The organism is Streptomyces sp. CGMCC 4.7035 (assembly GCF_031583065.1).
GTDB lineage: Bacteria > Actinomycetota > Actinomycetes > Streptomycetales > Streptomycetaceae > Streptomyces > Streptomyces yaanensis.
In genome coordinates this window covers 7,509,080-7,535,401 of the sequence record NZ_CP134053.1, presented here as the reverse complement: position 1 = coordinate 7,535,401, position 26,322 = coordinate 7,509,080, and the positions used below count along the sequence as shown (strand labels likewise).

Sequence of the window (26,322 nt, the reverse complement as noted above, 5' to 3'; positions counted from 1 at the left end):
GGTGAACGGATAGCTGACAGTCCGTCAGGCTACAGCTAATCTGACGGGTAGTCAGCTATGCGTTCCGTGGGGAGGTCGCTGTGCGCGAAGACGTGGAGTGGGGCAGCATTCCCGGGCTGGTGCGGAGCGCGGCCCGGCGCTACGCCGACGTCGAGGCGGTCGTCGAGGGCCGTACCCGGATCACGTACGCCGAACTGGGCGCCCGCGTGGAACGCGCGGCGGCGGCCTGCGTCGCGAACGGCGTCGGCGTCGGCGACCGCGTGGCGATCTGGGCACCGAACACCCTCGACTGGATCGTCTCGGCGCTGGGCGCGGTCTCGGCGGGCGCGGTCCTGGTCCCCCTCAACACACGCTTCAAGGGTACGGAGGCGGCGTACGTACTGGAGCGAAGCCGGGCGAAGCTGCTGTTCGTGACGGGCACGTTCCTTGGCACGTCGTATGTGGCGTCATTGCGTCGGGCGTCACTGCGTCGGGCGCCGTTGCGCCGCGCGCCGCAGGACGGACCGGGTTCGGGTCCGCTTCCCGCCCTCCCGCACCTGGAACAGGTGGTGGTCCTGGCGGACGACGCCCCGGCCGACTTCCGCACGTGGAAGGACTTCCTGGCGAGCGGGGAGGGTGTCGGGGAGCCGGAGGTGCGGGAGCGCGCGGCGACCCTGACGGGCGCGCACCCGTCGGACATCATCTTCACGTCGGGCACGACGGGCCGCCCGAAGGGCGCGGTCATCACGCACGCGCAGACGCTGCGGGCGTACGAGATCTGGACCGACCTGGCCGGCCTGAGCCAGGGCGACCGCTACCTGATCGTGAACCCCTTCTTCCACACGTTCGGCTACAAGGCAGGCGTCCTGGCCTGCCTGATGCGGGGCGCGACGATGATCCCGCAACCGGTGTTCAACGTGGACACGGCGCTGGCGAACATAGCGGCGGAGCGCGTCTCGGTACTGCCGGGCCCGCCGACCCTGCACCAGTCCCTGCTCGACCACCCCTCCCGGGACGCCTACGATCTCTCGGCCCTGCGCCTGGTGGTGACGGGAGCGGCGGTGGTGCCGCTGCGCCTGGTGGAACGCCTGCGGGGCGAACTCGGCGTGGACACCGTCCTGACGGCGTACGGCCTGTCGGAGGCGAGCGGTTTCGTGACGATGTGCCGCAGGGGCGACGAGCCGTCGGTGATCGCGACGACCTCGGGCAGGGCGATCCCCGGAACGGAGATACGGGTGGCCGACGCGAAGGGTGCCCCCCTGCCGCCTGGTGCCCCGGGCGAGGTCCTGGTCCGGGGCTTCAACGTCATGCAGGGCTACTTCGAGGACGAGCGGGCCACGGCTGAGGTCCTGACCCCCGACGGCTGGCTGCGCACGGGCGACGTGGGGGTCCTGGACGTGTCCGGCAACCTCCGCATCACGGACCGCATCAAGGACATGTTCATCGTGGGCGGCTTCAACGCCTATCCCGCGGAGATCGAGCAACTGCTGGGCCTGCACCCGGACGTCGCGGACGTGGCGGTGATCGGCGTACCGGACGCCCGGCTGGGCGAGGTCGGCAAGGCGTACGTCGTCCGCCGCCCGGGCGCGCTCCTGACCGCCGACGACCTGATCGCCTGGTCCCGCCGGGAGATGGCGAACTACAAGGTGCCACGGGAGGTGGAGTTCGTGGCCGAGCTGCCGCGCAACGCGAGCGGGAAGGTGGTGAAGGGGGAGTTGCGGGGGCATGCCGGCCGCGTCACAGAAGGTCGTGGATGAGCAGTCCCGGGAAGACGACGAGGCATACGGCGGAGACGGCGAGGAAGACCGGGGTCACCAGCAGGACAAGCACGGTCTGGGCGAACGGGGTCAAGAGGAGGACGAGTTCCTCCTCGGCTCCCTCGACGTACCACATCCTCCGGTACGGCAGCGGGTGCACGGTGCCGTTGGGGGCGTCGCGGCGGTGGACCACCTGCCTGTCGGCGCCGTCCGTGTACCCGTACTCGTGCTTCCACTGGCCCTGTGAGCTGTACTTCGGGGGCTTCAGCGTCCGCAGGTACTCGGTGCGCACCAGACGCCCCCGGCGCATGACTGCCCAGATGTCGCGACCGAAAAGCAGAATGAACCCGCCGAGGCCCCCTGCCATGAGTCCGGCGAAGGCCAGGACGAGACCACCGACGAAGGCCTGCGTGACATGCCCGAGCGCGGCCAGCGCCGCACCGTACCCGGCGTAGGCGACGACGGCCCCCCTGATCAGGAGCTGTTGGGGGGTGTAGCGGTCGCGCAGCCGGGGTTTGGTGAGCACGGGGGCGGGGCGTGGGGCGCGTACGGGCTTCTCGGCCGCGCGGACGACGGGGCGACCGGCCGGGGCGGAGGACTCAGCCGCCTCCAGCCACGCCTCCCAACTGCCCCGGGTGACGACCGAGAAGGGAACCTCACGGGCACGGCCCCGGGCAGCGGGCACCGGGACGCGGACGCTCAGCGGCCCCTCGCCCAGCACCTCCTTGTGCCCCTTGACGCAGACTTCCGCCCGGTCCGGCGAGGTGATGCGGACGACCAGCGCGACGGGAGCCTGCGACCGGAGCTGCGGTCCGCGCAACGACAGCTTGCGCGGCCCCACGCCGCGGACCACCCGGCTCGCCGGGGCGGACGGCGTGGCCGTGGGAGGCGAGCCGGCGGGCTCGGACCGCCGCGGGGCGGCGGGGGCCTTCGGGGCGGGCCGGGAGTGGCCGGTGGCTATCGGGGGCTGCCCCTCGTCGAGCCGCACGGCGTCGGCCGCGCAGACCGGGATCATGCGCGCCACGCCGCCCTCCGGCGCCCAGCGCACCTCACGGACCGACCGCCCGTGCCGGGGGTCGAAGAAGCACGGCGCGAGCCATTCCGGCAAGGGTTCACCGGCGAGGCGGGCGTCGAGCCGTGCGAGGGCGTGCGTTCCGTCGTCCAGGGCGCGCAGGGCGGCGTCCGGGTTCCGGCGCGCCTCGCGCCCCGCCAGTTCGTAGGCGTCGAGGGCGCTCGCGTAGTCCGCCGCCATCTCCTCGGTCGTGCCCGGCATCCCCGGGCTGAAGGAATGGGCGCCCAGCCGCTCACCGAAGGCGGTGACATCCGCCTCGACCCGCGCCGACTCCCCGCCGCCCCGCTGCCCTCGGCGCCGCCTGCTCCCCGCCAGCCTCAGCATGCGGTCAGTATGGCCGGGAAGGGCGCGTTCCGACATGGTTGCGCAGGCACGTATACGCCGCCTCAGCGGACGCGAGCATGGCGGAGCCGGACGAGGGCGGCGCGGATCTCCTCGACGATCCGTGCGGGCCGGTGGAAGACGTCCGCTGCGGTGAACCGGAGGAGGCCGCGGGGTCTGGGGCGCGCGTTGGCGCAGAAGCCGCTGATCGGTCCGGGCCGCGCGCCGGACACACCTCGGCCGCGACGGCTCCCCCTCCGCGCCGCCGCGGCCGATCCCCGTGTGGGAGGAAGGTCTAGTTGGGCTCGGACGTCACGTGGGTGTTGTCCGGGGTGGTCTCGCCGCCCTCGTCCACGTCGGTGACGTGCGTGTTGAGCGGCTTGACCTCGTCGCCGGCCGGAGCGTCGGTGACGTGCGTGTTGAGCGGCTTGATCGCGTCGCCCGCCGGTGCGTCGGTGACGTGGGTGTTGTCCGGCTTGACGATCGGGTCGTTCTCGGTGGTGCTCATGGTGCTGCCTCCCCTTGGTGGATCCGTGCGGAATTGTGAGGGCCCACCCGGTCACTCCCCCGTGGGTGGCCGGGTGGGCCACTCGGGCCGCCCACCTTAAACCGTGAGCGTGCGACCCTCACCGGCGGTCCGTCTGCCCCCCGACGCGACGGATCGACAACACAAAGAATGCCGTGCCGCGATAAACGAACGATGAACGTCCCGACCGGCCGTCAGGCCGCCGCGACCGGAGTGAGGAGCCCGCGCACCTCGGCGGCCTCCGGCGAGTCCAACTTCTCGTAGATCTCCAGGGCGTCGCGCCAGCAGACCTGCGCCCTTCCCAAGTGGCCGATGCCGTGCAGTGCCTTGCCCAGCACGGTGAGGACGTGACCGCGACGCCATTCGCCGCCGATGCCCCGCAGCACCGTGAGCGCCATCTCGGCGTTGCTCGCGGCCCGGCCGGGCTTGCGCGCCTCCAGGTCGACCTCCGCGAGACGGCAGAGCGTCATCCCCTCCCACAGCCGCTGACGGCTGTCGCGGAAGACCCGCAGCGCCTCCTCCAACTGGGCCGCGGCGTCGTCGTGCTGCCCGGTCTTGCCGAGGGCCATGCCGAGGGCGTAGCGCCCGTTCGCGCCCCGGAGGGTGTGCCCCAGCGTCTGGTAGATGTCCGTGCCCTGGCGGGCGAGGACGACGGCGGTGTCCGCACGTCCCGTCGCGAGGTGGATGCGCGACAGGTTGCACAGGGGGCTCGCAGACCCCGCGAGGTCGCCGCAGCCACGGAACTTCTCGATGGCCCGGCTGAAGTACCCCTCGGCGTCCGCGTAGCGGTTCTGGTAGAACGCGATGCTCCCCAGGATGTTCGCCGCCCAGCAGGAGGGCAGTGGATCGTCGGCGGCCTCGGCGAGCTGCAACGCCTCCCGCGCCTCGCTGTACGCCCGGTCGAACACCCCCGAGAACAGGCGCGCGTTGCTCAGTACGACGGAGGTGCGGCCCTCGGCGCGCACGTCGCCGGCATCGCGCGCGGCGTCGCGCAGCACCGTGGCGGCCGCCTCGTACTCCTTCGAGTTGGCGCCGGACTCGGCCAGGTCGACGGACGCCCACAGGAGGTCGATCGCGCGCCGCAGCGTGCTCCCCTCGGCCGACTGCCGTACGCAGGCGAGGAGCGGCACGGCTTCGGAGTAGAGCCAGTCCCACGCCGCCTGACGGTTCGCGAACGTCAGCCCCGGAGTGCCGGTCGGCTGCAGGTGGTCCACCAGCCGGTCGCCCGGCCGCTCGATCGCGTAGACCCCCGCCGCCGTGGCCAGATAGAAGTCCAGCAACCGCGACATCGCCGCGGCCCGTTCGCTCGGCGGATGTTCGTCCCGTTCCGCGCAGGCACGCGCGTAGAGCCGCACCAGGTCGTGGTAGCGGTACCGGCCCGGGGCCGCCGACTCCAGCAGTGAGGTGTCGACGAGGGACTCCAGCAGGTCCTCCGTGTCCTCCTGCGGGAGGTCCAGGACCGCCGCGGCCGCGGCCAGGGAGATGTCCGGCCCGTCCGCCAGGCCCAGGAGGCGGAAAGCGCGGGCCTGGGCCGGCTCCAGCTGCCCGTATCCCAGCTCGAAGGTCGCCTTGACCGCCAGGTCCCCGGCCTGTAGTTCGTCCAGGCGGCGCCTCTCGTCCGCGAGCTTCGCCGCCAGCACCGCGACCGTCCAGGTGCGGCGCGCCGCCAGACGCGACGCCGCGATGCGGATCGCCAGCGGCAGGAAGCCGCACGCCGCGACCACGTCCAGCGCGGCCTCGCGCTCCGAGGCGACCCGCTCCTCGCCCACGATCTTCGTGAACAGCGACAGCGCCTCTTCCGGGGACATCACGTCCAGGTCCACCAGGTGCGCGCCCGCCAGGCCCACCATGCGGACGCGCGAGGTGATCAGCGCCGCGCAGCCCTCCGTGCCCGGCAGCAGCGGGCGTACCTGGGCCGCGTCCTTCGCGTTGTCGAGCAGGACGAGGACCCGTCGGCCGTCGAGCACCGAGCGGTACAGCGCCGCCCGCTCCTCCAGTGAGTCCGGGATCGCCGAGTCGGCCGTGCCCAGGGCGCGGAGGAAGGAGCCGAGGACCGTCTCCGGTTCGGCCGCCCGCAGGCCGGCGCCCTGCAGGTCCACATACAGCTGGCCGTCCGGGAAGGCTCCGCGGGCCTGGTGCGCCACGTGTACGGCGAGGGTCGTCTTGCCCACGCCCCCGATGCCCGCCAGCGCCGACACCGCCATCACCCGGCCCTCCGCCGACGCCAGCACCTCGCTCAGCTCGGCGACGAAGGACGCCCGTCCCGTGAAGTCCGGTACGGTCGCGGGAAGTTGAGCCGGACGCACGGGTGCGGCGGACGGCTCCGGGGCCGGTGCCGACGGTTCCGCCAGGCCCGGGTCCGCCCGCAGGATGCGCTGCTGGAGTTCCTTCAGGCCCGGGCGGGGGTCGACCCCCAGCTCGTCGGACAGCAGGCGCCGCGTGTCCGCGTACACCGCCAGCGCCTCCGCCTGGCGGCCCGAGCGGTACAGCGCCAGCATCAGCAGCTCGCGGAGACGTTCGCGCAGGGGGTGCGCGGCCGTCAGGGCCGTGAGTTCCGAGACCGCCTCCGCGTGGCAGCCCTGCTCCAGGTCCATGTCGAGACGGGATTCCAGGAGCTGGAGGCGCCACTCCTCAAGGCGCGTGCGCTGTGTGTCCGCGTAGGGGCCCGGTACGCGGGCGAGCGGTTCCCCGTCCCACAGCGCCAGTGCCTTGCTCAGCACCTGCCGGGCATGGCACAGATCCCCGGCGTTCTTCGCCTTCTCCGCCTCCGTGGCCAGTTCCTGGGCCGCCGCGAGGTCCAGGGAGCGGGCGTCGCGCAGCCGTAGCGCGTATCCGCCCGCCTCGCTGACCAGGACCCCGGGGGAGAGGATCTTCCGCAGCCGGGAGGCGTACGTCCGTACGGCCGCCAGCGCCCGTGGTGGCGGGTCGTCGCCCCACAGTGCGTCGATCAGCTCGGACGCCGTGGCCGTCCGGCCCTCGCGCAGCAGCAACGCGGCCAGCAGGGCGCGCTGCTGCGGGGAGCCCGTGGCCAGCGGCTCCTCTCCGAGCCAGGCGCGCACCGGTCCGAGCACGCCGAAGCGCAGCGTCGCCGATTCCTCGGGACCCCGCTGCTCAGGCACTCGCGGTACACCGTCCATCGCTGCCCCCTGGCATCCCTGCCGAAGCGTCCACAACCAAGAGGCCAGTTTGCCTTGTTCATGGCGGATGCGTCAGCTGTGGGGGGCGGTGATCACAGGCCGTACCCGGTGCGTCACAACGCCTACACATGGTCCACCCGCGCCCGTTGCCCGAAGGTCGCGCACGCTAGCTGACGGACCGTCAGATCAGCGCTACCGTGACCCGCATGGAGACCTCACCGGCCAACGGCACCTTTCCGCAGATCATCTCCGTCGACGATCACACCGTGGAGCCCCCGAACGTCTGGCAGGACCGGCTCCCGAAGAAGTACCAGGACATCGGCCCGCGCATCGTCCGCGCGCCGCTGAAGGAAATGACCTTCCTCGGCGGGAAGTTCGCCCCCGTCATGGGCGCACCCGGCGACGACGGCCCGCTCGGCGACTGGTGGGTGTACGAGGACCTGCACCGGCCCCTGACCCGCCTCGACACCGCCGTCGGATACAGCAGGGACGAGATCAAACTGGAGGTCATCACCTACGAGCAGATGCGGCCGGGCTCGTACGACGTCTCCCGGCGCCTCGCCGACATGGACGTCAACCACGTCCAGTCCGCCCTCTGCTTCCCCACCTTCCCGCGCTTCTGCGGCCAGACCTTCACCGAGGCCAAGGACCGCGAGCTGGGCCTGCTCGGGGTGCGCGCCTACAACGACTGGATGGTGGAGGAGTGGTGCGGGCCCGATGCGCACGGCCGTCTCATACCCCTCACCCTCATCCCCCTGTGGGACGCGGAGCTCGCCGCCGCCGAAGTGCGCCGCAACGCGAAGCGCGGGGTCCGCGCCGTCGCCTTCTCGGAGATCCCGCCCCATCTGGGGCTGCCGTCCATCCACACCGACGCCTGGGACCCCTTCCTCGCCGCCTGCGACGAGACGGGCACCGTCATCGCGATGCACATCGGCTCCAGCAGCAGGATGCCGTCGACGTCCGCCGACGCCCCGCCGGCCGTCGGCTCCACCATCACCTTCGCCAACTGCTGCTTCTCGATGGTCGACTGGCTGATGAGCGGCAAGTTCGAACGCTTCCCGAACCTGAAGGTGATGTACGCCGAGGGGCAGATCGGGTGGATCCCCTACATCCTCGAACGCGCGGATGTGGTGTGGGAGGAGAACCGTGGCTGGGGCGGAGTCGCCGACAAGGTCCACCGCCCGCCGTCCGAACTCTTCGCCGAGCACGTCTACGGCTGCTTCTTCGACGACGCCTTCGGTCTGAGGAACCTGGACGCCATCGGGGTCGGCAATGTCCTGTACGAGACCGACTACCCCCACTCCGACTCCACCTGGCCGAAGTCGCGGGAGGTCGGCGAGGCGCAGATGGGACATCTGGACGCCGACGTCGTCGACCGGATCGTCCGCCGCAACGCCATCGAACTGCTGGGGCTGACGGAGGACGGCCTGTGGGCCGGGCCGGGCGGTGCCCGTTGAGCGGGCCCCTGCGGTACGGGATGCAGCTGCCCGTCCAGTCCCAGAGCACGATCTACGCCGAGGCCTGGGAGTCGGGCGCCGGACCGGCCGACCTCGTCGAGATCGCGCGCGCCGCCGAGCGCGCCGGCTTCGACTACGTCGCGAGCTGCGACCACGTCGCCATTCCGCGGCGGCTCGCGCCCGCCATGAGCACGGTCTGGTACGACCCCGTCGCCACCCTCGCCTACCTCGCGGGCGTCACGACGCGCGTACGGCTGCTCAGCCATGTCGCGATCGTCGGGCTGCGGCATCCGCTCGTCACCGCCAAGCAGTACGCCACCCTCGACCACCTCTGTGGCGGACGGCTCGTCCTCGGGGTGGGGGCCGGGCATGTGCGGGAGGAGTTCGAGGCGCTCGGGGTGGACTTCGGGCAGCGGGGTGCGGTGCTGGACGAGGCGATCGACGCCCTGAGGGTGGCGCTGGGCCCGGACGAGTTCCCCGCCCACCACGGGAAGGCGTACGACTTCGAGGGACTCGGACAGCGACCTCGGCCCGTGCAGGAGAAGGTCCCCCTCTGGGTGGGCGGCTCCTCGCCCGCCGCCGTGCGCCGGGCCGCGCTGAAGGGGGACGGCTGGCTGCCGCAGGGCGACCCGCGCGACCGGCTGCCAGCCCAGATCGCCCGGCTGCTGCGGCTTCGCGCGGAGGCGGGCATCGAGGACCCCCTCACCATCGGCGCCATCACAGAGCCCCTGTACGTCGGCGAGCCGGGCTGGGACGTCGGGCGCCGCACGATCAGCGGGGCGCCGGAGGCGATCGCCGAGTCCCTGCGCGCGTACCGGGCGATGGGCGTGCACCAGATCCAGGTGCGGTTCCGCAGCCGGAGCCGCACCGAACTCACCGACCAGATAGCGGCGTTCGGGGCCGAGGTCGCGCCCCGTCTGGACTGAGGCTCGACCGACTCGACTGAGGAGACCCCATGGGCAAGCTGGACGGGCGTGTCGTCATCGTCACCGGTGCGGCGCGCGGGCAGGGCGAGCAGGAAGCGCGGCTGTTCACGGCGGAGGGCGCCCGGGTCGTCCTCGCGGACGTGCTCGACGACCGGGGAGAGGCGCTCGCCAAGGAACTGGGCCAGTCGTACGTCCATCTCGACGTGGGCCGCGAGGCCGACTGGGCCGCCGCCGTGGCGGCCGCGAAGCAGGCGTACGGGAGCGTCGACGGGCTGGTCAACAACGCCGGGATCCTGCGGTTCAACGCGCTGGTCGACACCCCCCTCGACGAGTTCATGAACGTCGTGCAGGTCAACCAGGTCGGCTGCTTCCTCGGCATCAAGACCGTCGCGCCCGAGATCGCGGCCGCCGGCGGGGGCACCATCGTCAACACCGCCTCGTACACCGCGCTGACCGGGATGGCGGCGGTGGGCACGTATGCGACGACCAAGCACGCCATCCTCGGCCTGACCCGGGTCGCCGCGATCGAGCTGGCGTCCGAGAAGGTCCGCGTGAACGCCATGTGCCCCGGCGCCATCGACACCCCGATGTCCAACCCGGCTCAGCTGGACCCGGACGCCGACGCCGAGGAGATGTCCAGGGCGCTCGACGGCGTGTACCGCAAGCTCGTGCCGCTCGGCCGGATCGGGAAGCCGGAGGAGGTGGCGAGGCTCGCTCTCTTCCTGACCTGCGACGACTCCTCCTACATCACCGGGCAGCCGTTCGTGATCGATGGCGGGTGGCTGGCCGGGGTCACCGTTATCTGACCAACCGTCAGCTATTGACGGTCCACCCGGGCGGTGCCAGAGTCGGCGGCAGATGAATCTGACGATGCGTCAGATAAAAACTCGTGGGGACGGTGAACCTCCGTGGAATTCGGGCTCTTTGTACAGGGATACGTGGGCAAGCGGGCCGAGACCGACCCGCTCGCGGAGCACAAGGCGCTGATGGAGGAGACCGAGTACGTCATCCAGGCGGACAAGTCCGGCTTCAAGTACGCCTGGGCGTCCGAGCACCACTTCCTGGAGGAGTACTCGCACCTCTCCGCCAACGACGTCTTCCTCGGCTACCTGGCCCACGCCACCGAGCGCATCCACCTCGGCTCCGGGATCTTCAACCCGCTCGCCCAGGTCAACCACCCGGTGAAGGTCGCCGAGAAGGTCGCCATGCTCGACCACCTCAGCGAGAACCGCTTCGAGTTCGGCAGCGGACGCGGAGCGGGCAGCCACGAGATCCTCGGCTTCCTCCCCGGCATCACCGACATGAACTACACGAAGGAGATCTGGGAGGAGACCATCGCCGAGTTCCCCAAGATGTGGCTCCAGGACGAGTACGCCGGCTTCCAGGGCAAGCACTGGTCGCTCCCGCCGCGCAAGGTGCTCCCCAAGCCGTACGGGAAGTCGCACCCCGCGATGTGGTACGCCGCCGGCTCCCCGCCCTCGTACGCCATGGCGGCGAAGAAGGGCCTCGGGGTGCTCGGCTTCAGCGTCCAGAAGGTCGCCGACATGGAGTGGGTGCTCGAGCAGTACAAGACGGCCGTCGTCGACGCGGAGCCCATCGGGGACTTCGTCAACGACAACGTGATGGTGACGACCACCGCCATCTGCGCGCCCACCCACGCGGAGGCCATCCGGATCGCGATGAACGGCGGTCTGCACTATCTGCCGTCCCTCGTCTTCCGCTACCACGACACCTTCCCGCGCCCCGAGGGCTTCCCCGTCTGGCCCGAGACCCTCCCCGAGTACACCGAGGAATTCCTCGAACTGCTCATCGAAGAGGAGCTGCTGGTCTGCGGCGACCCGGACGAGGTGCTGCGGCAGTGCAAGAGGTGGGAGCAGGCGGGCGCCGACCAGCTCAGCTTCGGGCTGCCGGTCGGGATTCCGAAGGAGGAGACGCTCCAGACGATCCGGCTGATCGGTGAGCACGTGATTCCGAAGATCGACACGGATCCGGTGCACCGCACTACGCGGTTCCGGCAGAGCGCCTGATCGCCGTTGGGCTGCGGGCCGGCTGGCGACTGCGGGCCGGATGTGGCTGGTCGCGCAGTTCCCCGCGCCCCTTCAGGGCGTAGGTCGTACCGGAATTGAGGAGGCAAGCCCCATGCTCGATCACGTCATCAAGGGCGTCACCGTCGTGGACGGCACGGGAGCGCCTGGCTACACCGCCGACGTCGGCCTACGCGGCGGCCGTATCGCCGCCATAGGGAAGATCACCGAGGCGGCCCGGAGCAGCGAAGACGCGGCCGGGCTCGTCCTCGCCCCCGGCTTCGTCGATCCGCACACCCACTACGACGCGCAGCTCTTCTGGGACCCGTACGCGACCCCGTCCCTGAACCATGGGGTGACGACGGTCGCGGCGGGCAACTGCGGTTTCACACTCGCACCGTTGAATCCGGCCCGCCCCGAGGACGCCGACTACACCCGCCGGATGATGTCCAAGGTGGAGGGCATGTCCCTGGTCGCTCTCGAAGAGGGCGCGCCCTGGAACTGGCACACCTTCGGCGAGTATCTGGACGCCCTCGAAGGGCGGATCGCCGTCAACGCGGGCTTCATGGTGGGGCACTGTGCGCTGCGCCGGTATGTGATGGGCCCGGACGCGATCGGCGGACAGCCCACCGGGGAGCAGCTGGCCGCCATGGTCCGGCTGTTCCACGAGGCCATGGACGCGGGCGCCTGGGGCCTGTCCACCACCCAGTCCTCCACCCACTCCGACGGCGACGGGAAGCCGGTCGCCTCCCGGCACGCCGGTCCCGCGGAGCTGCTGGCGCTGGCCCGTGCCGTCGGCGAGCACGAGGGCACGCAGATCGAGGCGATCGTCGCGGGCTGCCTGGACCAGTTCAGCGACGCGGAGATCGACCTGCTCGTGGAGATGAGCGCGGCGGCGGGACGGCCCCTGAACTGGAACGTCCTCACGGTCGACGCGGCCGTCCCCGAGCGCGTGCCGCGCCAGCTGTCCGCGAGCGAGCGCGCCCGGAAGGCGGGCGGCCGGGTGGTGGCCCTCACCATGCCGATCCTCACGCCGATGAACATGTCGTTGGGCACCTTCTGCGCGCTCAATCTCATCCCCGGCTGGGGCCCGATCCTGGGCCTGCCGGTGCCCGACCGGATCGCGAAGCTGCGCGACGCGGAGGTGCGGGCGGAGATGCTGCGCCGCGCCGACTCCAAGGAGGCGGGCGTCTTCCGGCGGCTCGCGAACTTCGGTCGGTATGTCATCGGGGACACCTACAGCCCGCGGAACGAGGGCCTGACCGGGCGTGTGGTGAAGGACATCGCCGCCGAACGCGGCCAGGACCCCTTCCACTGCCTGGTGGAGATCTGTGCCGCGGACGACCTGCGTACGGTCCTGTGGCCCATGCCCACCGACAACGACCCCGACTCGTGGGCCCTCAGGGCGGAGACCTGGCGGCACGAGGACGTCCTGCTCGGCGGCTCCGACGCGGGCGCGCATCTGGACCGCATGTGCGGGGCCCCGTACACGACCCGGTTCCTCGGGGACTGTCTGCGCGGCCGGAAGCTGGTGCCGCTGGAGCAGGCCGTGAAGATGCTGACGGACGACCCGGCGCGGCTGTTCGGGCTGCGGGAGCGCGGCCGGGTCAGGGAGGGCTTCCATGCGGACCTGGTCCTCTTCGACCCGGAGCGCATCGACGCCGGCCAGGCCACGCTGGTGCACGACCTGCCGGGAGAGAGCCCGCGGCTCGACTCCAGGGCGATCGGGGTGAGGGCGGTCTGGGTCAACGGCGTCGAGGCGATCCGGGACGACGTGGTGACCGGGGCCGTCCCGGGCAAGGTGCTGCGCTCCGGCCGGGACACCAGGACGGTGAGCACCAAGTGACCGACGAGCAGCGGTTGTTCATCGGCGGCGCGTGGGTCGAGCCGGACGGGGGCCACTACGAGGTCGTGGACCCGGCGACCGAGGAGACCGTCGGGCGGGCGCCGGAAGCCTCACGGGACCAGGTGCACGCGGCGGCCGCCGCGGCCCGCGAGGCCTTCGAACCGTGGTCGCGTACGGCGCCGGAGGAGCGGGCGGCGGTCCTCGCGCGGGCGGCGGACATCATCCGCGACCGACTGGTGCCGTACGCGGAACTGGCCCGGGCGGAGTCCGGCGCGACGACGGGGACGGCGCGGGGGATGCAGGTGGGGGTGGCCGCGGCCCGTTTCCGGCGGTACGCGCGCGTGGAACCCGCGGAATGGGCGATCCCGCCGCAGATCAACGAGGCCGGACCGATGGGCAGGGCGGGCGTCATGGGCGCCCTGGCCGTGCGCCAGCCGGTCGGCGTGGTCACCTGCATCACCTCGTACAACAACCCCTGGGCGAACCCGGCGGGCAAGGTCGCCCCCGCGCTGGCCATGGGCAACACGGTGGTGGTGAAGCCCGCCCCGCAGGACCCGCTGTCCGTCTACCGCATGGCGGAGGCCCTGGAGGCGGCCGGCGCCCCGCCGGGTGTCGTGAACGTCGTCAGCGGTGCGCGTCCGGAGGTCGGGGAGGCGGCCGTGGACTGCCCGGACGTCGACATGGTGAGTTTCACCGGCTCCACGGCGGTGGGGCAGCGCATCGCCGAGGTGTGCGGCCGTTCCATGAAACGGCAGCTGATGGAGCTGGGCGGGAAGGGCGCGGCGCTGGTCTTCGACGACGCGGACATCGGATCGGCGGTGGCCGGGATCGGCACCACCTTCTCCTTCTACAGCGGCCAGATCTGCACGGCACCGACGCGGGTGATCGCGCAGCGGGGCGTGTACGACCGCCTGGTGTCCCAACTGACCGCGTACGCACGCCACCTGCCGATCGGCGACCCGCGCGAGCCGGGCACGGTGGTGGGCCCGGTGATCTCGGCAGCGCACCGGGACCGCGTGGAGTCGTACGTCGAACTGGGCCGCAAGGAGGGCGCGCGGCTGGTCGCCGGTGGCGAACGCCCTCGGCACGACCACGGTTTCTACGTCGCTCCGACCCTCCTCGCCGACTGCACCCCGGACATGAGGGTGGTCCGCGAGGAGATCTTCGGCCCGGTGGTCGTGGTCGTCCCCTTCGACGACGAGGAGGAGGGCATCGCGCTCGCCAACGACACCGACTACGGCCTGATCGACTACGTCTGGTCCGGGGACGTGGCCCGCGCCTTCCGCGTCGCCCGCCGACTACGGGCGGGCGGCGTCGGGGTGAACACCGTGGGCCGCAACATGGAGGCCCCGTTCGGCGGCTTCAAGAAGAGCGGAGTGGGCCGGGACGTGGGCTCGTACGCCCTGCACGCGTACAGCGAGGTGCAGGCGATCGTGTGGCCGGGGTGAGGGGACCGATTGCTCGGCTACAGGTCGAAGACGGCACGGAGCCCGATCTCGACCGCCTCCATGACGCGCTCGTCCACCGGCCCGAGATCCTCGGTGAGGCGAGGCTCGGACAGCGTGCGGAACTCACCGAGCACGATGGTGCCCGCTGACGGTGCGCTGACCGGGATGTCCACGAGCGTGGCCTCGCGTACCTGCTGCGGGTAGATCAGTACGCAGGTGGCGCATTTGTTCTGCGCGTTCAGAACGTCGGACGAGATCACCAGAACGTGCGCGGGGCCTCCGGCAAAGGACAGTTCGTAGACGTGCCCTCGCTTCACCGGCCTGCCACCCGCCCCCACCGCTCCAAGGTGGCCTCCTCGCTCTCGGCAGGCTCCGCGGTAGTGGTCACTATCCCGGCCTCGGCCCGCACCCTCGCGGACTTCTCCAGCTCCTCGGCGAGCATCTGGCGGCGCAGTATCCGGGCCGTGTACGCCGAGGCGTTCCCCTTGGCCTTCACGAAGGAGGCCACGTCATCGGGCAGGCTCATCGTCATGTTCACCGTCATGCAGTCATCATACCGCCTGTCATGGTCGGTGGTCCTTACGCGTCCAGATCCACCCGCACGGTCAGCAGACGGGTCCCCAGGGCCCGTACCGCCGCGCTGTTCCCCCGGGGAAGGTGGCGCAGGCGGGCGACCGGGTCGTCGTCGGGCATCAGATGGGCGGTGCCGGTGTGCCAGCGCCCCCGGATGCGGACCCGGACCGCCGGGTTCGCCTTGATGTTCCGGACGTACTGGGACTTCTCCCCGAACTCCGACACCAGCCAGAAGGAGTCCCCGACCCGACTGCCGCCCACCGGGGTCTGCCGGGGCAGGCCGGAGACGCGGCCCGTGGTCTCCAGGACCGTCTGGAGCGGGAGGCGGCGGGTGATCGGGTTGGCCAGGTAGCGCTGGAAGGCGGTCGTGGCACGGAATCTGAGGTCGGAGGGGCGGGACATCGTCGGCGGGCTCCCTTGGCGTAGGCGTGACCTGGAAGTGCTGCGTCCACGCTATGTTCCACCGGCGTCGGATGTCCGGGGCTCGCGTGCGGAAGACGGAGCAACCGGCGGTGGCGTCCGAGGCGGCCAGAGCGACCGCCTCGGACGACGTGGGTGCCTGTGATCTCAAGGCGTAGGCGCGGCGACGCCCTTGCAGGTCGTGTCCTCGGCCGGCAGCTTCCCGGTGAGCAGGTAGCGGTTGCCGTGGGCGTCCATGCAGTCGTTGGTGTCGAACAGGTACTGACCGTGGTTGCCGCTGTCCGCGACGACGAGCCGTGAGCCGGTCAGGGCCTCGCGCATCCGCCGCGCACCGGCCAGCGGCGTCGCCGGGTCGTCCGCGGCTTGGAGCAGCAGCACCGGCGGTACCTTCGTCGAGCCGATCTTCACCGGCTTGACGGGCGCCGTCTTCCAGTAGGCGCACGGAGCGCTGTACCAGGTGTTCATCCAGGCGAACAACGGTGCCTCGGCCGCCGACGCGACCGTGTCCTTGTGCCAGGTGTTCCAGTCCCGGGGCCAGGCGTCGTCCACGCAGTTGTACGCGAGCTGGGACGGGTTCACGCCGCCGAACGCCAGTTGGTCCGTGGCGTTGAGCAGAGCGCTCGCGTCGCCGCGCCGGTAGTCGGCGACCATCTCGGCGAGCGATGGCCACTCCATGTTGGTGTACATGGCGGAAGCGAGCAGGTCGTCCAGCTCCGTGCTGCCGGCCCGGCCCCCGGCGGGGTGCGCGGCCAGCTTCTTGCGGGTCGCCTGCCACGCGGCCGAGACCTCGGTCTCGGTGGTGCCCATGTGGTAGGTGCTGTCGTACTTGGCGATCCAGGTGAAGAACTGCTGCGCACGCTTCTGGAGCGCCGGGTTCTGCTGGAACTGCGCGGCGTACGAGGTGGCCGTCGGGTCCATCACGCTGTCCAGGATCATGCGGCCGGTGCGCTGGGGGAACAGCGTCGCGTAGGTGGCGCCCAGCCTCGAACCGTACGAATAACCGAGGTAGTCCAGCTTGGTGCGGCCGAGCGCGGCGCGGATGCGGTCCATGTCGCGGGCCGCGTTCTCGGTGGTGATGTACGGCAGCAGAGCACCGGACTTGACCTGGCACCGCTCGGCGACCCTGCGGGCGACGACGCGGCGCTTCTTCTCCTGAAGCGGGTTCGCCGGGGCGTACGACGAGGCGGGATGCTTGATCAGTTTCGCGGTGTCCCCGCAGGAGACCGGCGTGCTCGCGCCGACCCCTCGCGGATCGAAGCTGACGACGTTGTACTTCTCGGAGACGTTCTGCGGGAGCGAGCCCCACACCATCTTGGCCAGGGCGATGCCTGATTCACCGGGACCGCCCGGGTTCACCACCAGGGTGCGCTCGGCGTTCGCGAGGCCCGCGATCGACAGCGTCAGCGTGATCTTGCGGCCGTTCGGCTTCGTGTAGTCCAACGGCACCTTGAGGGTGGAACAGTACGTGCCGTGCGGGGCATCCGAACTCGCCGGGCACGCACCCCACTTCAGGGCCGAGGCCGCCTGCGGAGCGGCATGCGCGGACTCGGGCACGGCCAGGGCGAGCGCCCCGAGCGCGGCGGCCACGGCGACACCGCGGCGGGTGGGCTTGAGGATCACGAAGACGTCCTGTTCTGCGGTCAGTTGCGATGTGATGCCGGTGAACAGGATGAGAAAAAAGGTGACGCGGTTGCGCTCGCGGGAAGGCCTTACCGACGTCCCAGAAAGACCGGATTGGTGAACGCCGCCAGCGCCCCGGGCAACGGCCCCGCCGCCGTCTCGTGGCGCAACTCCGCCCGTACGTACGCCGCGTACGCCGGGGTCGTACGCCACTCGACCACACCCGAACCGGACACCGGCAACGGATCGCCGGCCAGCAGCACCCCTTGGTCCGTCACGAACCGAACCGTGCAACGGGGCGCGCCCGACACCTCCAGGCGGATCGTCACCGGGGTGTCGGGGGAGACCTCCAACCGCTCCCCGATCCCGGCGTGCTCGCCGCGGCCACCCGACGCCGTGAAGGCCAGCGAGATGTTCTTCGACTCGGCGACGTACGAGCGGCCCGCGCGGATGCCCTCCTGGATCGCCTCGCGGGTGAGGTCGTCGGCGAGGACCACCGTCTGCGGGCTGCCGATCGCGTCGGGGTCGCGGTGCGCGTCGCTGTTGCCCATCGCCGGGAGCCACCGCCCGTGCCCTTCCCGGACCGCCGCGACCAGCGTGTTGTCCCACTCCGCGAGCGTCACCTCGTCGTCGGGCGTGAAGGGGCCGTTCCACACCTCGACCGCGTCCGCCTCGGCGAAGCCGAACTTCCAGCCGCAGCCGACGCAGGTGGCGTGCGGATGGGCGGGGACGACCAGGCCGCCCGCGCGGCGGATCTCCCGGGCGAACCGTGCCCAGCGGTTGTCGCGCGCCCGGTAGCGCCAGTCGATGAAGGTGCCCGGGTCGACGCCCAGCGCCACCACGTGCCCGTTGCGCGTGGTCACCTCCTCGCCCGTCATGATCAGCAGGTCGTCGCCCGCCAGGTCGGCCCAGTGGGCGTGCGAGGAGTGGGTGTTGTGCTCCGAGGTGTTGATGAAGTCGAGGCCGGCGGCCCGCGCCAGCGCCGCGATCTCGGCGGGCGTGCGGCGGCCGTCCGAGTACCAGGAGTGCAGGTGGCAGTCACCGCGGTACCAGGCGCGGCCCCGGCCCCTCGCCCGGGACGGCGGGTACACGGGCGTCGGGGTCCGGCCCGGTTCGCCGTACGTGAGCGTGACCGTGACCTCGTACGTCAGACCCTGCGGCGCCACCGTGTACGGGCCCAGCGCGATGTGCCAGGTGCCGGGGCCGACCGGGCCCGGGAGGTAGCCCGGAGTCGCGTCGTCCGCGCGGAGGAAGAACTCCGTGCGGGCCCCGCCGGACCAGCCCCTGAAGCCCTCGCCGCCCAGCTCGGTGCCGCGCTCGTCGAAGATGCCGATGTCGAGGGCGTTGCCCGGGGTGCCGGCCGGGACGGACGGCTTGTCGTAGGTGTAGGCGACCCTGATCTCCCGGACGCCCTCGGGGACGTCGACGGGGAGGTAGACGAAGTCGGGGGAGCCGGTGGGCAGAGTGCCGCGCACCGTCCTCGTCTCCTGGCTGTCGGCCGCTTCGGCGGCGGGACCGTGGGAGAAGCTCACGGTTCCCAACGTAAGCGCGGTGGCCGCACCCGTCACGAACAAAGCGCGTCTGCCGATGCCGTGGTCGTCCTCACACATGCTGCCGCTCCCAACGCGTCGGATGACAGGGATGGTGCAGGGCGGTCGCGCACCACTGTGGCGTCACCCCGTGAACTCCGGTGCACGGGAAGCCGATCGGCGGCCGGGTGCCGGCGTAACACCGGGTGTCCATGGCGGCCGTGTGCCCGCGCCACAGTGACACCCTGTAACGCGGATCCTGCCGCACCGACACACGTACGCCCTGTTTGACCTGATCACCGCGAACGTATGCTCGGAGGATGACGACTTCCGCGACCTCCGGAACCGGCCCCACCGAGAACTCCATGCGTCGCGCTCTCAAACGTGCCCGTGACGGCGTAGCGCTCGACGTCACCGAGGCGGCGGTGCTGCTCCAGGCCCGTGGCGCGGACCTCGACGACCTGACCGCGTCCGCCGCCCGGGTGCGCGACGCCGGTCTGCGCGCGGCGGGCCGCCCCGGTGTCATCACGTACTCCAAGAGCGTCTTCATCCCGCTCACCCGGCTGTGCCGGGACAAGTGCCACTACTGCACGTTCGTGACGGTGCCGGGCAAGCTGCGCCGGGCCGGGCACGGGATGTTCATGTCCCCGGACGAGGTCCTGGACGTCGCGCGCAAGGGCGCGGCGCTCGGCTGCAAGGAAGCCCTGATCACCCTGGGCGACAAGCCGGAGGACCGCTGGCCCGAGGCGCGTGAGTGGCTGGACGCGCACGGCTACGACGACACGATCGCCTACGTCCGCGCCATCTCCATCCGCATCCTTGAGGAGACGGGTCTGCTGCCCCACCTCAACCCCGGGGTGATGTCGTGGACGGACTTCCAGCGCCTCAAGCCGGTCGCCCCGTCGATGGGGATGATGCTGGAGACGACGGCGACGCGGCTGTGGTCCGAGCCGGGCGGCCCGCACTACGGCTCCCCGGACAAGGAACCGGCGGTCCGCCTGCGGGTCCTGGAGGACGCGGGCCGTTCCTCGGTCCCGTTCACCAGCGGGCTGCTGATCGGTATCGGGGAGACGTTCGAGGAGCGTGCGGAGTCGTTGTTCGCGCTGCGGAAGGTCTCGCGCGCCTACCACGGCATCCAGGAGCTGATCATCCAGAACTTCCGCGCCAAGCCGGACACGGCGATGCGGGGCATGCCGGACGCGGAGCTGGAGGAGCTGGTCGCGACGGTGGCGGTGGCCCGGCACATCATGGGTCCGAGCGCCTGCCTCCAGGCGCCGCCGAACCTGGTCGACGACGAGTACGAGCGGCTGATCGGGGCGGGCATCGACGACTGGGGCGGGGTCTCACCGCTGACCATCGACCATGTGAACCCCGAGCGGCCCTGGCCGGGGATCGAACGGCTGGCCGAGCATTCCCGCGCTGCGGGCTTCGAGCTGCGCGAACGGCTGTGTGTGTACCCGGAGTTCGTGCAGAGGGGCGAGCCGTGGCTGGACCCGCGACTGCTGCCGCACGTACGGGCGCTGGCGGACCCGGAGACGGGGCTGGCGCGGGAGGACGTGGTGGTCGAGGGGCACCCGTGGCAGGAACCGGAGGAGGTGTTCGTCTCATCCGGCCGTACGGACCTGAACCGCACGATCGACACCGAGGGACGCACGGGCGACCGGCGGGACGACTTCGACGAGGTGTACGGCGACTGGGGCGCGCTGCGGGAGGCGGCGGCGCCCGGGATGGCGCCGGAGCGCATCGACACGGACGTACGGGCGGCGCTCGCGACGGCGGCCGACGACCCGACGCGCCTGACCGACGAGGAGGCACTGGCCCTCCTCCACGCCGACGGCCCGGCGCTGGACGCGCTGTGCCGGGTGGCGGACGACGTCCGCAGGTCGGTGGTCGGTGACGACGTCACGTACATCGTCACCCGGAACATCAACTTCACGAACGTCTGCTACACGGGCTGCCGTTTCTGCGCGTTCGCCCAGCGCCGCACGGACGCCGACGCGTACACGCTCTCACTGGAGCAGGTCGCGGACCGCGCGCAGCAGGCGTGGGACGTGGGCGCGGTGGAGGTGTGCATGCAGGGCGGGATCCACCCCGACCTGCCCGGCACGGCCTACTTCGACATCGCGAAGGCGGTGAAGTCCCGGACCCCCGGCATGCACGTCCACGCGTTCTCCCCGATGGAGGTGGTGAACGGCGCGACGCGCACCGGCCTGTCGATCCGTGAGTGGCTGACGGCGGCGAAGGAGGCGGGCCTGGACACGATCCCCGGCACGGCGGCCGAGATCCTGGACGACGAGGTCCGCTGGGTCCTGACGAAGGGCAAGCTGCCGACCGCGACGTGGATCGAGGTGGTCACGACCGCACACGAGGTGGGCATCCGCTCGTCGTCGACGATGATGTACGGCCACGTCGACCAGCCCCGCCACTGGCTCGGCCACCTGCGCACCCTGTCCCGCATCCAGCAACAGACCGGCGGCTTCACCGAGTTCGTCACGCTCCCCTTCATCCACACCAACGCGCCCGTGTACCTGGCGGGCATCTCCCGCCCCGGCCCCACCATGCGGGACAACCGCGCGGTGACGGCGATGGCACGCCTCCTCCTGCACCCCCACATCCCCAACATCCAGACCAGCTGGGTGAAACTGGGTACGGAGGGCGCGGCGGAGATGCTCCGCTCCGGCGCCAACGACCTGGGCGGCACGCTGATGGAGGAGACGATCTCGCGGATGGCGGGCTCGTCGTACGGCTCGTACAAGTCCGTCAAGGACCTGATCGCGGTGGCGGAGGCGGCGGGGCGCCCGGCGAAGCCGCGCACGACGTTGTACGGCGAGGTCTCCGAGGAACGGCAGCGGGCGGCGGCTGCTTCGGACGGTCATCTGCCGGAGTTGCTGCCGGTTTTGGACTGAGGGGTTCGGCCGGAAGGTGGTTCCCCCAAGCCGGACGGCCCTACACCTTGACGACCTCTACCGCAGGGCCGCAGAGGAGCGTCAGGTCCTCGGGGTCGGAAGTAAGGACAGTGACCGGCTGAAGCGCGGTGCGGGCGATGACGGCGAAGGCGGCGTCGATGGCGTATTTGTGGCCGTGGAGGTGGTGGCTGCGCAGGAGGGTGGCGGCCTGGTCGGTGATCTCTTTGGTGACGTCGTGTACGTCAATGCGGGAGAGGACCCACTTGATGCGGGCGGGGTGGATGCGGTCATAGTCGGCTTCAAGGGTGGTCATGGCGCTTGTGGCCACGCGGATGCCCTCTTCCGATGCCGCTTGGACCAGAGCCATGACGGCGCGGTCCTTGCGGTAGAGCTTCGGGAGGCCTTCGCTGTCGAGCAGCAGGGTGCCAGGCATCAGGCGGCTGCTCCGCCGGCCTGCCGGTGGTCATGGCGCAGCATGGCGCGGGCGGCCTCGACCTCCTCGCGGGTGAGCTCGTCATTGTCGGTGGCAAAGTCGGCGACGATCTCCCTGAGTTTGTCCATGGCGACCCGCTGTTCGAGGGCTTCGGCGACGTAGGAGGAGAAACCACCGGGCCCGACGTGAGCGCGTACGGCTTCGGCGAGGTCCTCGGGCAGGCTGATCGAATACTTTTTACTACCGCTCATGGTGTCGATGCTACCAGTGGTAGTAGAGGCCGGGCGGTAGTCAGGGACAGATCCGGGTTCTGGCCGGGGCGTTCCCTGATGGGTGTGAAGCTGTGGTGGGACAGCCTCATGGGCATGACCTTCAAGCCCTCCTTCTCCGACCGCACGACGGCTACCGAGAGGCTCCGTCGTAAGCGGGTGCCGCTGGCGGCCCACGCCATGAGTGCGTCTACGTCTGCAATGTCACTTGGTACGGCTGACAGCGCACGTTGACTGCTCAGAGCTGATCGCTCGGTCACGCTCCCCTTACTTTTCGGCGCCCTGAACCCACCGTTCCCGTTCGATTACAGTGCTGGACTGGTACCGAGCGGTAGGCGAGAGGAGGGCGTGGTGGCTGTGACAGCGAATGCCATCTGGGGACGCACCGAACAGCAGGACTTCCGTAGCCGGGTGCGCGGGACGCTGCTCGGCGCGGCCGTCGGCGACGCGCTCGGCGCTCCTCTCGACGGCCTCTCCCTGACGGAGATCCAGGAGGCGTACGGGGCCGAGGGCCTCACCGACCTCGCCCCCGCCTACGGAAGACGCGGCGCCGTCACCCAGCTCACCCAGCTCAGCCTCTTCTCCGTCGACGGGCTCATACGCGCCCAGGTCCGCCGTGACACCGGTGCCTGGCATCCGCCGACCGACCTCCACCGGGCGTATCTGCGCTGGGCGGCCACCCAACGGGACTGGGGGCCCGACGAGCGCCGCAAGGACGACGGCTGGCTGGCCCGCGAGGAGTGGCTGTACGCCCGCCGCTCCCCGGCCCGCGCCTGTCTGACCGGTCTCGGCGACGACACCATGGGTACGCCGACGGCACCCAAGAACCCCGGCGAGGCAGGGCCCGAGGCGGCCGCGCGCTCCGCGCCCTTCGGGCTGCTCGTCGGCTGGGAACCGCAGCTCGTGCTTCAGCTCGCGATGGAGTGCGCCGCGCAGACTCACGGGCATCCCACGGCGTACTTCACGGCGGGCGCGTACGCGGTCGTCGTGCACGCACTGGCGCGCGGCGAGACCCTGGACACCGGCGTGCAGCGCGCCCTCGCCCTGCTCGCCCCCCAGCCGGGACAGCAGCCGGTCTCCGACGCGTTGCAGCATGCGCTGGGCGCGGTGCGGCAAGGGATGCCCACACCGGCACGCATCGAGGAACTGGCCGGAAGCGGTACGGCGGAGGGCGTGCTGGCCGTCGCCGTGTACTGCGCGCTGGTGGGGGAGGACATGCGGCACGGGCTGTGCCTCGCCGTGAACCACGGCGGGCCCTCGGGGGCCGCGGGTGCGCTGACCGGGGGGCTGTTGGGCGCCCTGCACGGCGAGACGGCCCTCCCGCCGGCCTGGTTGGCCGAGCTGGAGGGCCGTCCCACGATGCTGGTGGTTGCGGACGACTTCGCGATGGAGATGACGCAAGGCGCGGCGCTGCATGGCCCTACGGGGTCTGCGCCGGGGTGGTTGGCGCGGTATCCCCGGGCATAGGGGCCGTCCTGGGGGCTGCGCCCCCAGACCCCCCTTCGGCCTTGACGGCCTCGTCCTCAAACTCCCCCAAGCTCTTCGAGCAGGGGGGACCCCCAGATGGGCTGGTTGTTCCTGGGCCGGGCTGAAATCGGCTCCTACACGCTGGAAGCGTCCGGAGTTTGCACAGCCGCCGACGCCCCGTCGTCGTCCGTGTTCAGCTTCTCGATGATCGCGTCCCTCTCCGGTGTGTCCTCCGGCTTCACCAGGCCGATCAGGACGTACAGGGTCAGTGAGATCACCATCGGCAGTGCCACCTGGTACTCCAGCTTCACGTCCGTGCGCTGGGAGAAGTCCAGGTGGTAGTTGACGAAGAAGAACGCCAGCAGACCGGCCGCCCAGCTGGTCAGTGCGGCCGTCGGGCCGGACCGGCGGAACGGGCGCAGCAGGCCCAGGATGAACGGGATCGCGATCGGGCCCATCAGACCGGCCACCCACTTGATGACCACCGTGATGATGTCCTTGAAGGTGGGGGAGTTGACCTGCGTGGCCACGGCCATGGAGAGGCCGAGGAAGGCCACCGTCGTCACCCGCCCCGCGATCAGGCCCGCCCGCGTGTTCCATGCCCGCGCCGCCTTCGACAGCACCGGCGCCACGTCCCGGGTGAACACCGCCGCGATCGCGTTCGCGTCGGAGGAGCACATGGCCATCGTGTGCGAGAAGAAGCCCACGACCACCAGGCCCAACAGGCCGTGCGGCAGCAGCTGTTCGGTCATCAGGCCGTACGCGTCCGAGCCGTCCGGCTTCTTCGCGGTGACCAGGAGCGGCGACAGCCACATGGGGATGAAGAGGATGACCGGCCACACGAACCACAGGCCCGCCGACAGCACGGCGGACCGCGTCGCTTGCTTCCCGCTGCCCGTCGCCATGTAGCGCTGGGCCTGGTTCCACATGCCGCCGTTGTACTCGAACAGCTTGATGAACAGGTACGCGATGAAGAAGACCGTCAGGTACGGGCCCGCGAAGCCGTCCCCGTGACCGTCCAGCTTCGGCGAGTCCAGCGCCTTGGACAGACCGCCCTGGTCGGAGATCTTGTTCAGCGCGATGACCAGCATGGTCAGGCCCGCCAGCAACTGGATGACGAACTGGCCCAGTTCGGTCAGCGCGTCCGCCCACAGGCCGCCGATCGTGCAGTACACCGCCGTGATGCCGCCGGTGATGATGATGCCCTGGGTGAGCGTGACCCCGGTGAAGACGCTGAGCAGCGTTGCGATCGCCGCCCACTTCGCGCCCACGTCCACGATCTTCAGCAGGATGCCGGACCAGGCCAGTGCCTGCTGGGTGGGCACGTTGTAGCGGTCCTTCAGGTACTCCAGCGGCGAGGCCATGTGCAGCCGGGAGCGCAGCCGGTTCAGGCGCGGGGCGAACAGCTTCGCGCCGATCAGCACGCCGATGGCGATGGGCAGGGCCCAGGTGACGTAGGACGTGATGCCGTAGGTGTAGGCGATGCCGGCGTACCCGGTGAACATCACCGCGCTGTAGCCCGACATGTGATGCGAGATGCCGGACAGCCACCACGGCATCCTGCCGCCCGCGGTGAAGAAGTCGCTGACGTTGTCGACGCGCTTGTGGGACCAGACACCGATCGCGGTCATCACGCCGAAGTACGCGATCAGGACGGCCCAGTCGAGACCGTTCATGCGCCTCTCCCTCCCTGTCGGACTGCCCGCTCATGGTGGGTTCGGCGCCATGGGCACGACAACAGCCGTACGGGTCAAGGGAGGGTAAAATCGTTCTGCAACATGGAGTGTGTTCACATCCTTGACCGTATGTGCGCTCAAGTCACCGCATCAGCTCCCCGGCGTTCACGAGCAGGGACTGCCCCGTGATCGCCCGCGCCCGGTCGGAGGCCAGGAAGACCGCGGCGTCCGCCACGTCGCCGTCCGTGGCCAGTTCGGGCAACGCCATCCGGTCCGTCAGGCGCTGCTTCACCTCCGCCTCCGGAACGCCCTCGGTGTGCGCGGTGAACTGCACGTACGCCTCGACGGGCGGGCCCCACATCCAACCGGGCAGCACGGTGTTGACCCGGATCCGGTACGTGCCCAGTTCCCGCGCCAGCGAGTACATCGCGCTGGTCAGCGCCCCCTTCGACGCCGCGTACGCCGCCTGCCGCACCTGGGAGGGGGCGGCCACCGACGACTGCGTTCCGATGAAGACCACCGAGCCGCCGCACGCCTTCAGGGCCGGCAGGCAGGCCCGCGTCATCCGCAGGGTGCCCAGCAGATTCACGTCGATGACCGACTGCCAGGTGGCGAAGTCCGCGTCCTGAAGGCCGCCGAAGTAGCTGTCCCAGGCGGCGACGTGGACCACCGCGTCGATCCGCCCGAACCGCTCCAGTGCCAGCGCCGCGAGCGCGTCGCACTGCGTCTCGTCGGTGATGTCCGTCGCCCGGTACGCCGTGTGCGCGCCGTCCGGATCGAGTTCGGCGGCGGACTTGGCGAGGTTCACCTCCGTGCGCGCCCCGAGCACCGCGTTGCCGCCGTCGCGCACCACGGCCGCCGCGACCTGGTGCCCGAGCCCGGCGCCGACCCCCGACACGACGACGGTCTTGCCCTGGAGCAGTGACATCGAGCACC

General features: G+C 70.9%; 21 protein-coding genes. 9 read left to right on the top strand and 12 right to left on the bottom strand.

Going from position 1 to position 26,322, the window contains the following annotated elements; translation table 11 throughout:
• Positions 1–80 precede the first annotated feature (80 nt).
• Entirely contained in the window at positions 81–1,736 is a 1,656-nt protein-coding gene (locus tag Q2K21_RS33105) for a FadD3 family acyl-CoA ligase (RefSeq protein ID WP_310778920.1), read from the top strand.
• Here Q2K21_RS33105 and Q2K21_RS33100 read toward each other — a convergent pair.
• From Q2K21_RS33100 to Q2K21_RS33090, 3 genes are all read right to left on the bottom strand, one after another.
• Positions 1,717–3,132, bottom strand: a complete 1,416-nt coding sequence (locus Q2K21_RS33100; RefSeq protein WP_310778916.1) for a hypothetical protein — start codon at positions 3,130–3,132, stop codon at positions 1,717–1,719. The two genes, Q2K21_RS33105 and Q2K21_RS33100, sit on opposite strands and share 20 nt — an antisense overlap.
• 292 nt (positions 3,133–3,424) lie before the next feature.
• Positions 3,425–3,637, bottom strand: a complete 213-nt coding sequence (locus Q2K21_RS33095; RefSeq protein ID WP_310778913.1) for a hypothetical protein — start codon at positions 3,635–3,637, stop codon at positions 3,425–3,427.
• A 212-nt stretch (positions 3,638–3,849) separates the two neighbouring features.
• Positions 3,850–6,792, bottom strand: coding sequence for an AfsR/SARP family transcriptional regulator (locus Q2K21_RS33090; protein WP_310778910.1), 2,943 nt, complete (start codon positions 6,790–6,792; stop codon positions 3,850–3,852).
• Positions 6,793–6,998: 206 nt separating this feature from the next.
• Between Q2K21_RS33090 and Q2K21_RS33085 the strand changes: the two genes are divergently transcribed.
• The 6 genes from Q2K21_RS33085 to Q2K21_RS33060 all read left to right on the top strand — a co-directional run bounded on the left by Q2K21_RS33085 (position 6,999) and on the right by Q2K21_RS33060 (position 14,493).
• The gene (locus Q2K21_RS33085; RefSeq protein ID WP_310778906.1) at positions 6,999–8,249 is read left to right on the top strand and encodes an amidohydrolase family protein; all 1,251 of its coding nucleotides are present in this window, start codon (positions 6,999–7,001) and stop codon (positions 8,247–8,249) included.
• Between the two features lie 20 nt (positions 8,250–8,269).
• Entirely contained in the window at positions 8,270–9,175 is a 906-nt protein-coding gene (locus Q2K21_RS33080; RefSeq protein WP_310781365.1) for an LLM class F420-dependent oxidoreductase, read from the top strand.
• 29 nt (positions 9,176–9,204) lie between these two features.
• A complete protein-coding gene (locus Q2K21_RS33075; RefSeq protein ID WP_310778903.1) occupies positions 9,205–9,981 on the top strand; it encodes an SDR family NAD(P)-dependent oxidoreductase in 777 nt (258 codons plus the stop codon).
• A 102-nt stretch (positions 9,982–10,083) separates the two neighbouring features.
• Complete coding sequence (locus tag Q2K21_RS33070; RefSeq protein WP_386275899.1) at positions 10,084–11,202, top strand: LLM class flavin-dependent oxidoreductase; 1,119 nt, start codon at positions 10,084–10,086, stop codon at positions 11,200–11,202.
• A gap of 112 nt (positions 11,203–11,314) precedes the next feature.
• On the top strand, positions 11,315–13,045 hold the full coding sequence (locus tag Q2K21_RS33065) for an N-acyl-D-amino-acid deacylase family protein (RefSeq protein ID WP_386275898.1): 1,731 nt from the start codon (positions 11,315–11,317) through the stop codon (positions 13,043–13,045).
• On the top strand, positions 13,042–14,493 hold the full coding sequence (locus Q2K21_RS33060; RefSeq protein ID WP_310778897.1) for an aldehyde dehydrogenase family protein: 1,452 nt from the start codon (positions 13,042–13,044) through the stop codon (positions 14,491–14,493). The genes Q2K21_RS33065 and Q2K21_RS33060 overlap by 4 nt, the downstream gene beginning before the upstream one ends.
• Positions 14,494–14,510: 17 nt before the next feature.
• Here the strand turns inward: Q2K21_RS33060 and Q2K21_RS33055 are convergent, their stop codons facing one another.
• The 5 genes from Q2K21_RS33055 to Q2K21_RS33035 form a co-directional block, all read right to left on the bottom strand.
• Positions 14,511–14,810: a type II toxin-antitoxin system PemK/MazF family toxin gene (locus tag Q2K21_RS33055; RefSeq protein ID WP_310778894.1), complete on the bottom strand. Its 300-nt coding sequence runs from the start codon at positions 14,808–14,810 to the stop codon at positions 14,511–14,513.
• Positions 14,807–15,037: a hypothetical protein gene (locus tag Q2K21_RS33050; protein WP_310778891.1), complete on the bottom strand. Its 231-nt coding sequence runs from the start codon at positions 15,035–15,037 to the stop codon at positions 14,807–14,809. Before Q2K21_RS33050 ends, Q2K21_RS33055 begins: the two co-directional genes overlap by 4 nt.
• 35 nt (positions 15,038–15,072) lie before the next feature.
• Positions 15,073–15,468, bottom strand: coding sequence for a nitroreductase/quinone reductase family protein (locus tag Q2K21_RS33045; protein WP_310778887.1), 396 nt, complete (start codon positions 15,466–15,468; stop codon positions 15,073–15,075).
• A 165-nt stretch (positions 15,469–15,633) separates the two neighbouring features.
• The gene (locus Q2K21_RS33040; protein WP_310778885.1) at positions 15,634–17,106 is read right to left on the bottom strand and encodes an alpha/beta hydrolase; all 1,473 of its coding nucleotides are present in this window, start codon (positions 17,104–17,106) and stop codon (positions 15,634–15,636) included.
• An 89-nt stretch (positions 17,107–17,195) separates the two neighbouring features.
• On the bottom strand, positions 17,196–18,716 hold the full coding sequence (locus Q2K21_RS33035) for a CehA/McbA family metallohydrolase (RefSeq protein WP_310778882.1): 1,521 nt from the start codon (positions 18,714–18,716) through the stop codon (positions 17,196–17,198).
• 239 nt (positions 18,717–18,955) lie between these two features.
• On the opposite strand from Q2K21_RS33035, the gene Q2K21_RS33030 reads away from it, so the two are divergent.
• Positions 18,956–21,541: a bifunctional FO biosynthesis protein CofGH gene (locus Q2K21_RS33030; protein ID WP_310778879.1), complete on the top strand. Its 2,586-nt coding sequence runs from the start codon at positions 18,956–18,958 to the stop codon at positions 21,539–21,541.
• 40 nt (positions 21,542–21,581) lie between these two features.
• Here Q2K21_RS33030 and Q2K21_RS33025 read toward each other — a convergent pair whose 3' ends face one another.
• Positions 21,582–21,974: a DNA-binding protein gene (locus Q2K21_RS33025; RefSeq protein WP_310778876.1), complete on the bottom strand. Its 393-nt coding sequence runs from the start codon at positions 21,972–21,974 to the stop codon at positions 21,582–21,584.
• Entirely contained in the window at positions 21,974–22,225 is a 252-nt protein-coding gene (locus Q2K21_RS33020; RefSeq protein WP_310778873.1) for a hypothetical protein, read from the bottom strand. The genes Q2K21_RS33025 and Q2K21_RS33020 overlap by 1 nt, the downstream gene beginning before the upstream one ends.
• Positions 22,226–22,594: 369 nt before the next feature.
• On the opposite strand from Q2K21_RS33020, the gene Q2K21_RS33015 reads away from it, so the two are divergent.
• The gene (locus tag Q2K21_RS33015) at positions 22,595–23,710 is read left to right on the top strand and encodes an ADP-ribosylglycohydrolase family protein (protein WP_310778870.1); all 1,116 of its coding nucleotides are present in this window, start codon (positions 22,595–22,597) and stop codon (positions 23,708–23,710) included.
• 134 nt (positions 23,711–23,844) lie between these two features.
• Here the strand turns inward: Q2K21_RS33015 and Q2K21_RS33010 are convergent, their stop codons facing one another.
• Both Q2K21_RS33010 and Q2K21_RS33005 read right to left on the bottom strand, forming a co-directional pair.
• Positions 23,845–25,386 (bottom strand): sodium:solute symporter family protein, encoded by a 1,542-nt coding sequence (locus Q2K21_RS33010; RefSeq protein ID WP_310778867.1) that lies wholly within the window; start codon positions 25,384–25,386, stop codon positions 23,845–23,847.
• A 142-nt stretch (positions 25,387–25,528) separates the two neighbouring features.
• Positions 25,529–26,314: an SDR family oxidoreductase gene (locus Q2K21_RS33005; RefSeq protein ID WP_310778864.1), complete on the bottom strand. Its 786-nt coding sequence runs from the start codon at positions 26,312–26,314 to the stop codon at positions 25,529–25,531.
• Positions 26,315–26,322 lie beyond the last annotated feature (8 nt).

Coding starts and splice junctions, on each gene's coding strand:
- Q2K21_RS33100 (WP_310778916.1), bottom strand. CDS start 3,132: ATGCTGAGGCTGGCGGGGAGCAGGCGGCGCCGAGGGCAGCGGGGCGGC.
- Q2K21_RS33095 (WP_310778913.1), bottom strand. CDS start 3,637: ATGAGCACCACCGAGAACGACCCGATCGTCAAGCCGGACAACACCCAC.
- Q2K21_RS33090 (WP_310778910.1), bottom strand. CDS start 6,792: ATGGACGGTGTACCGCGAGTGCCTGAGCAGCGGGGTCCCGAGGAATCG.
- Q2K21_RS33085 (WP_310778906.1), top strand. CDS start 6,999: ATGGAGACCTCACCGGCCAACGGCACCTTTCCGCAGATCATCTCCGTC.
- Q2K21_RS33080 (WP_310781365.1), top strand. CDS start 8,270: ATGCAGCTGCCCGTCCAGTCCCAGAGCACGATCTACGCCGAGGCCTGG.
- Q2K21_RS33075 (WP_310778903.1), top strand. CDS start 9,205: ATGGGCAAGCTGGACGGGCGTGTCGTCATCGTCACCGGTGCGGCGCGC.
- Q2K21_RS33065 (WP_386275898.1), top strand. CDS start 11,315: ATGCTCGATCACGTCATCAAGGGCGTCACCGTCGTGGACGGCACGGGA.
- Q2K21_RS33050 (WP_310778891.1), bottom strand. CDS start 15,037: ATGACGGTGAACATGACGATGAGCCTGCCCGATGACGTGGCCTCCTTC.
- Q2K21_RS33045 (WP_310778887.1), bottom strand. CDS start 15,468: ATGTCCCGCCCCTCCGACCTCAGATTCCGTGCCACGACCGCCTTCCAG.
- Q2K21_RS33035 (WP_310778882.1), bottom strand. CDS start 18,716: ATGTGTGAGGACGACCACGGCATCGGCAGACGCGCTTTGTTCGTGACG.
- Q2K21_RS33030 (WP_310778879.1), top strand. CDS start 18,956: ATGACGACTTCCGCGACCTCCGGAACCGGCCCCACCGAGAACTCCATG.
- Q2K21_RS33025 (WP_310778876.1), bottom strand. CDS start 21,974: ATGCCTGGCACCCTGCTGCTCGACAGCGAAGGCCTCCCGAAGCTCTAC.
- Q2K21_RS33020 (WP_310778873.1), bottom strand. CDS start 22,225: ATGAGCGGTAGTAAAAAGTATTCGATCAGCCTGCCCGAGGACCTCGCC.
- Q2K21_RS33010 (WP_310778867.1), bottom strand. CDS start 25,386: ATGAACGGTCTCGACTGGGCCGTCCTGATCGCGTACTTCGGCGTGATG.
- Q2K21_RS33005 (WP_310778864.1), bottom strand. CDS start 26,314: ATGTCACTGCTCCAGGGCAAGACCGTCGTCGTGTCGGGGGTCGGCGCC.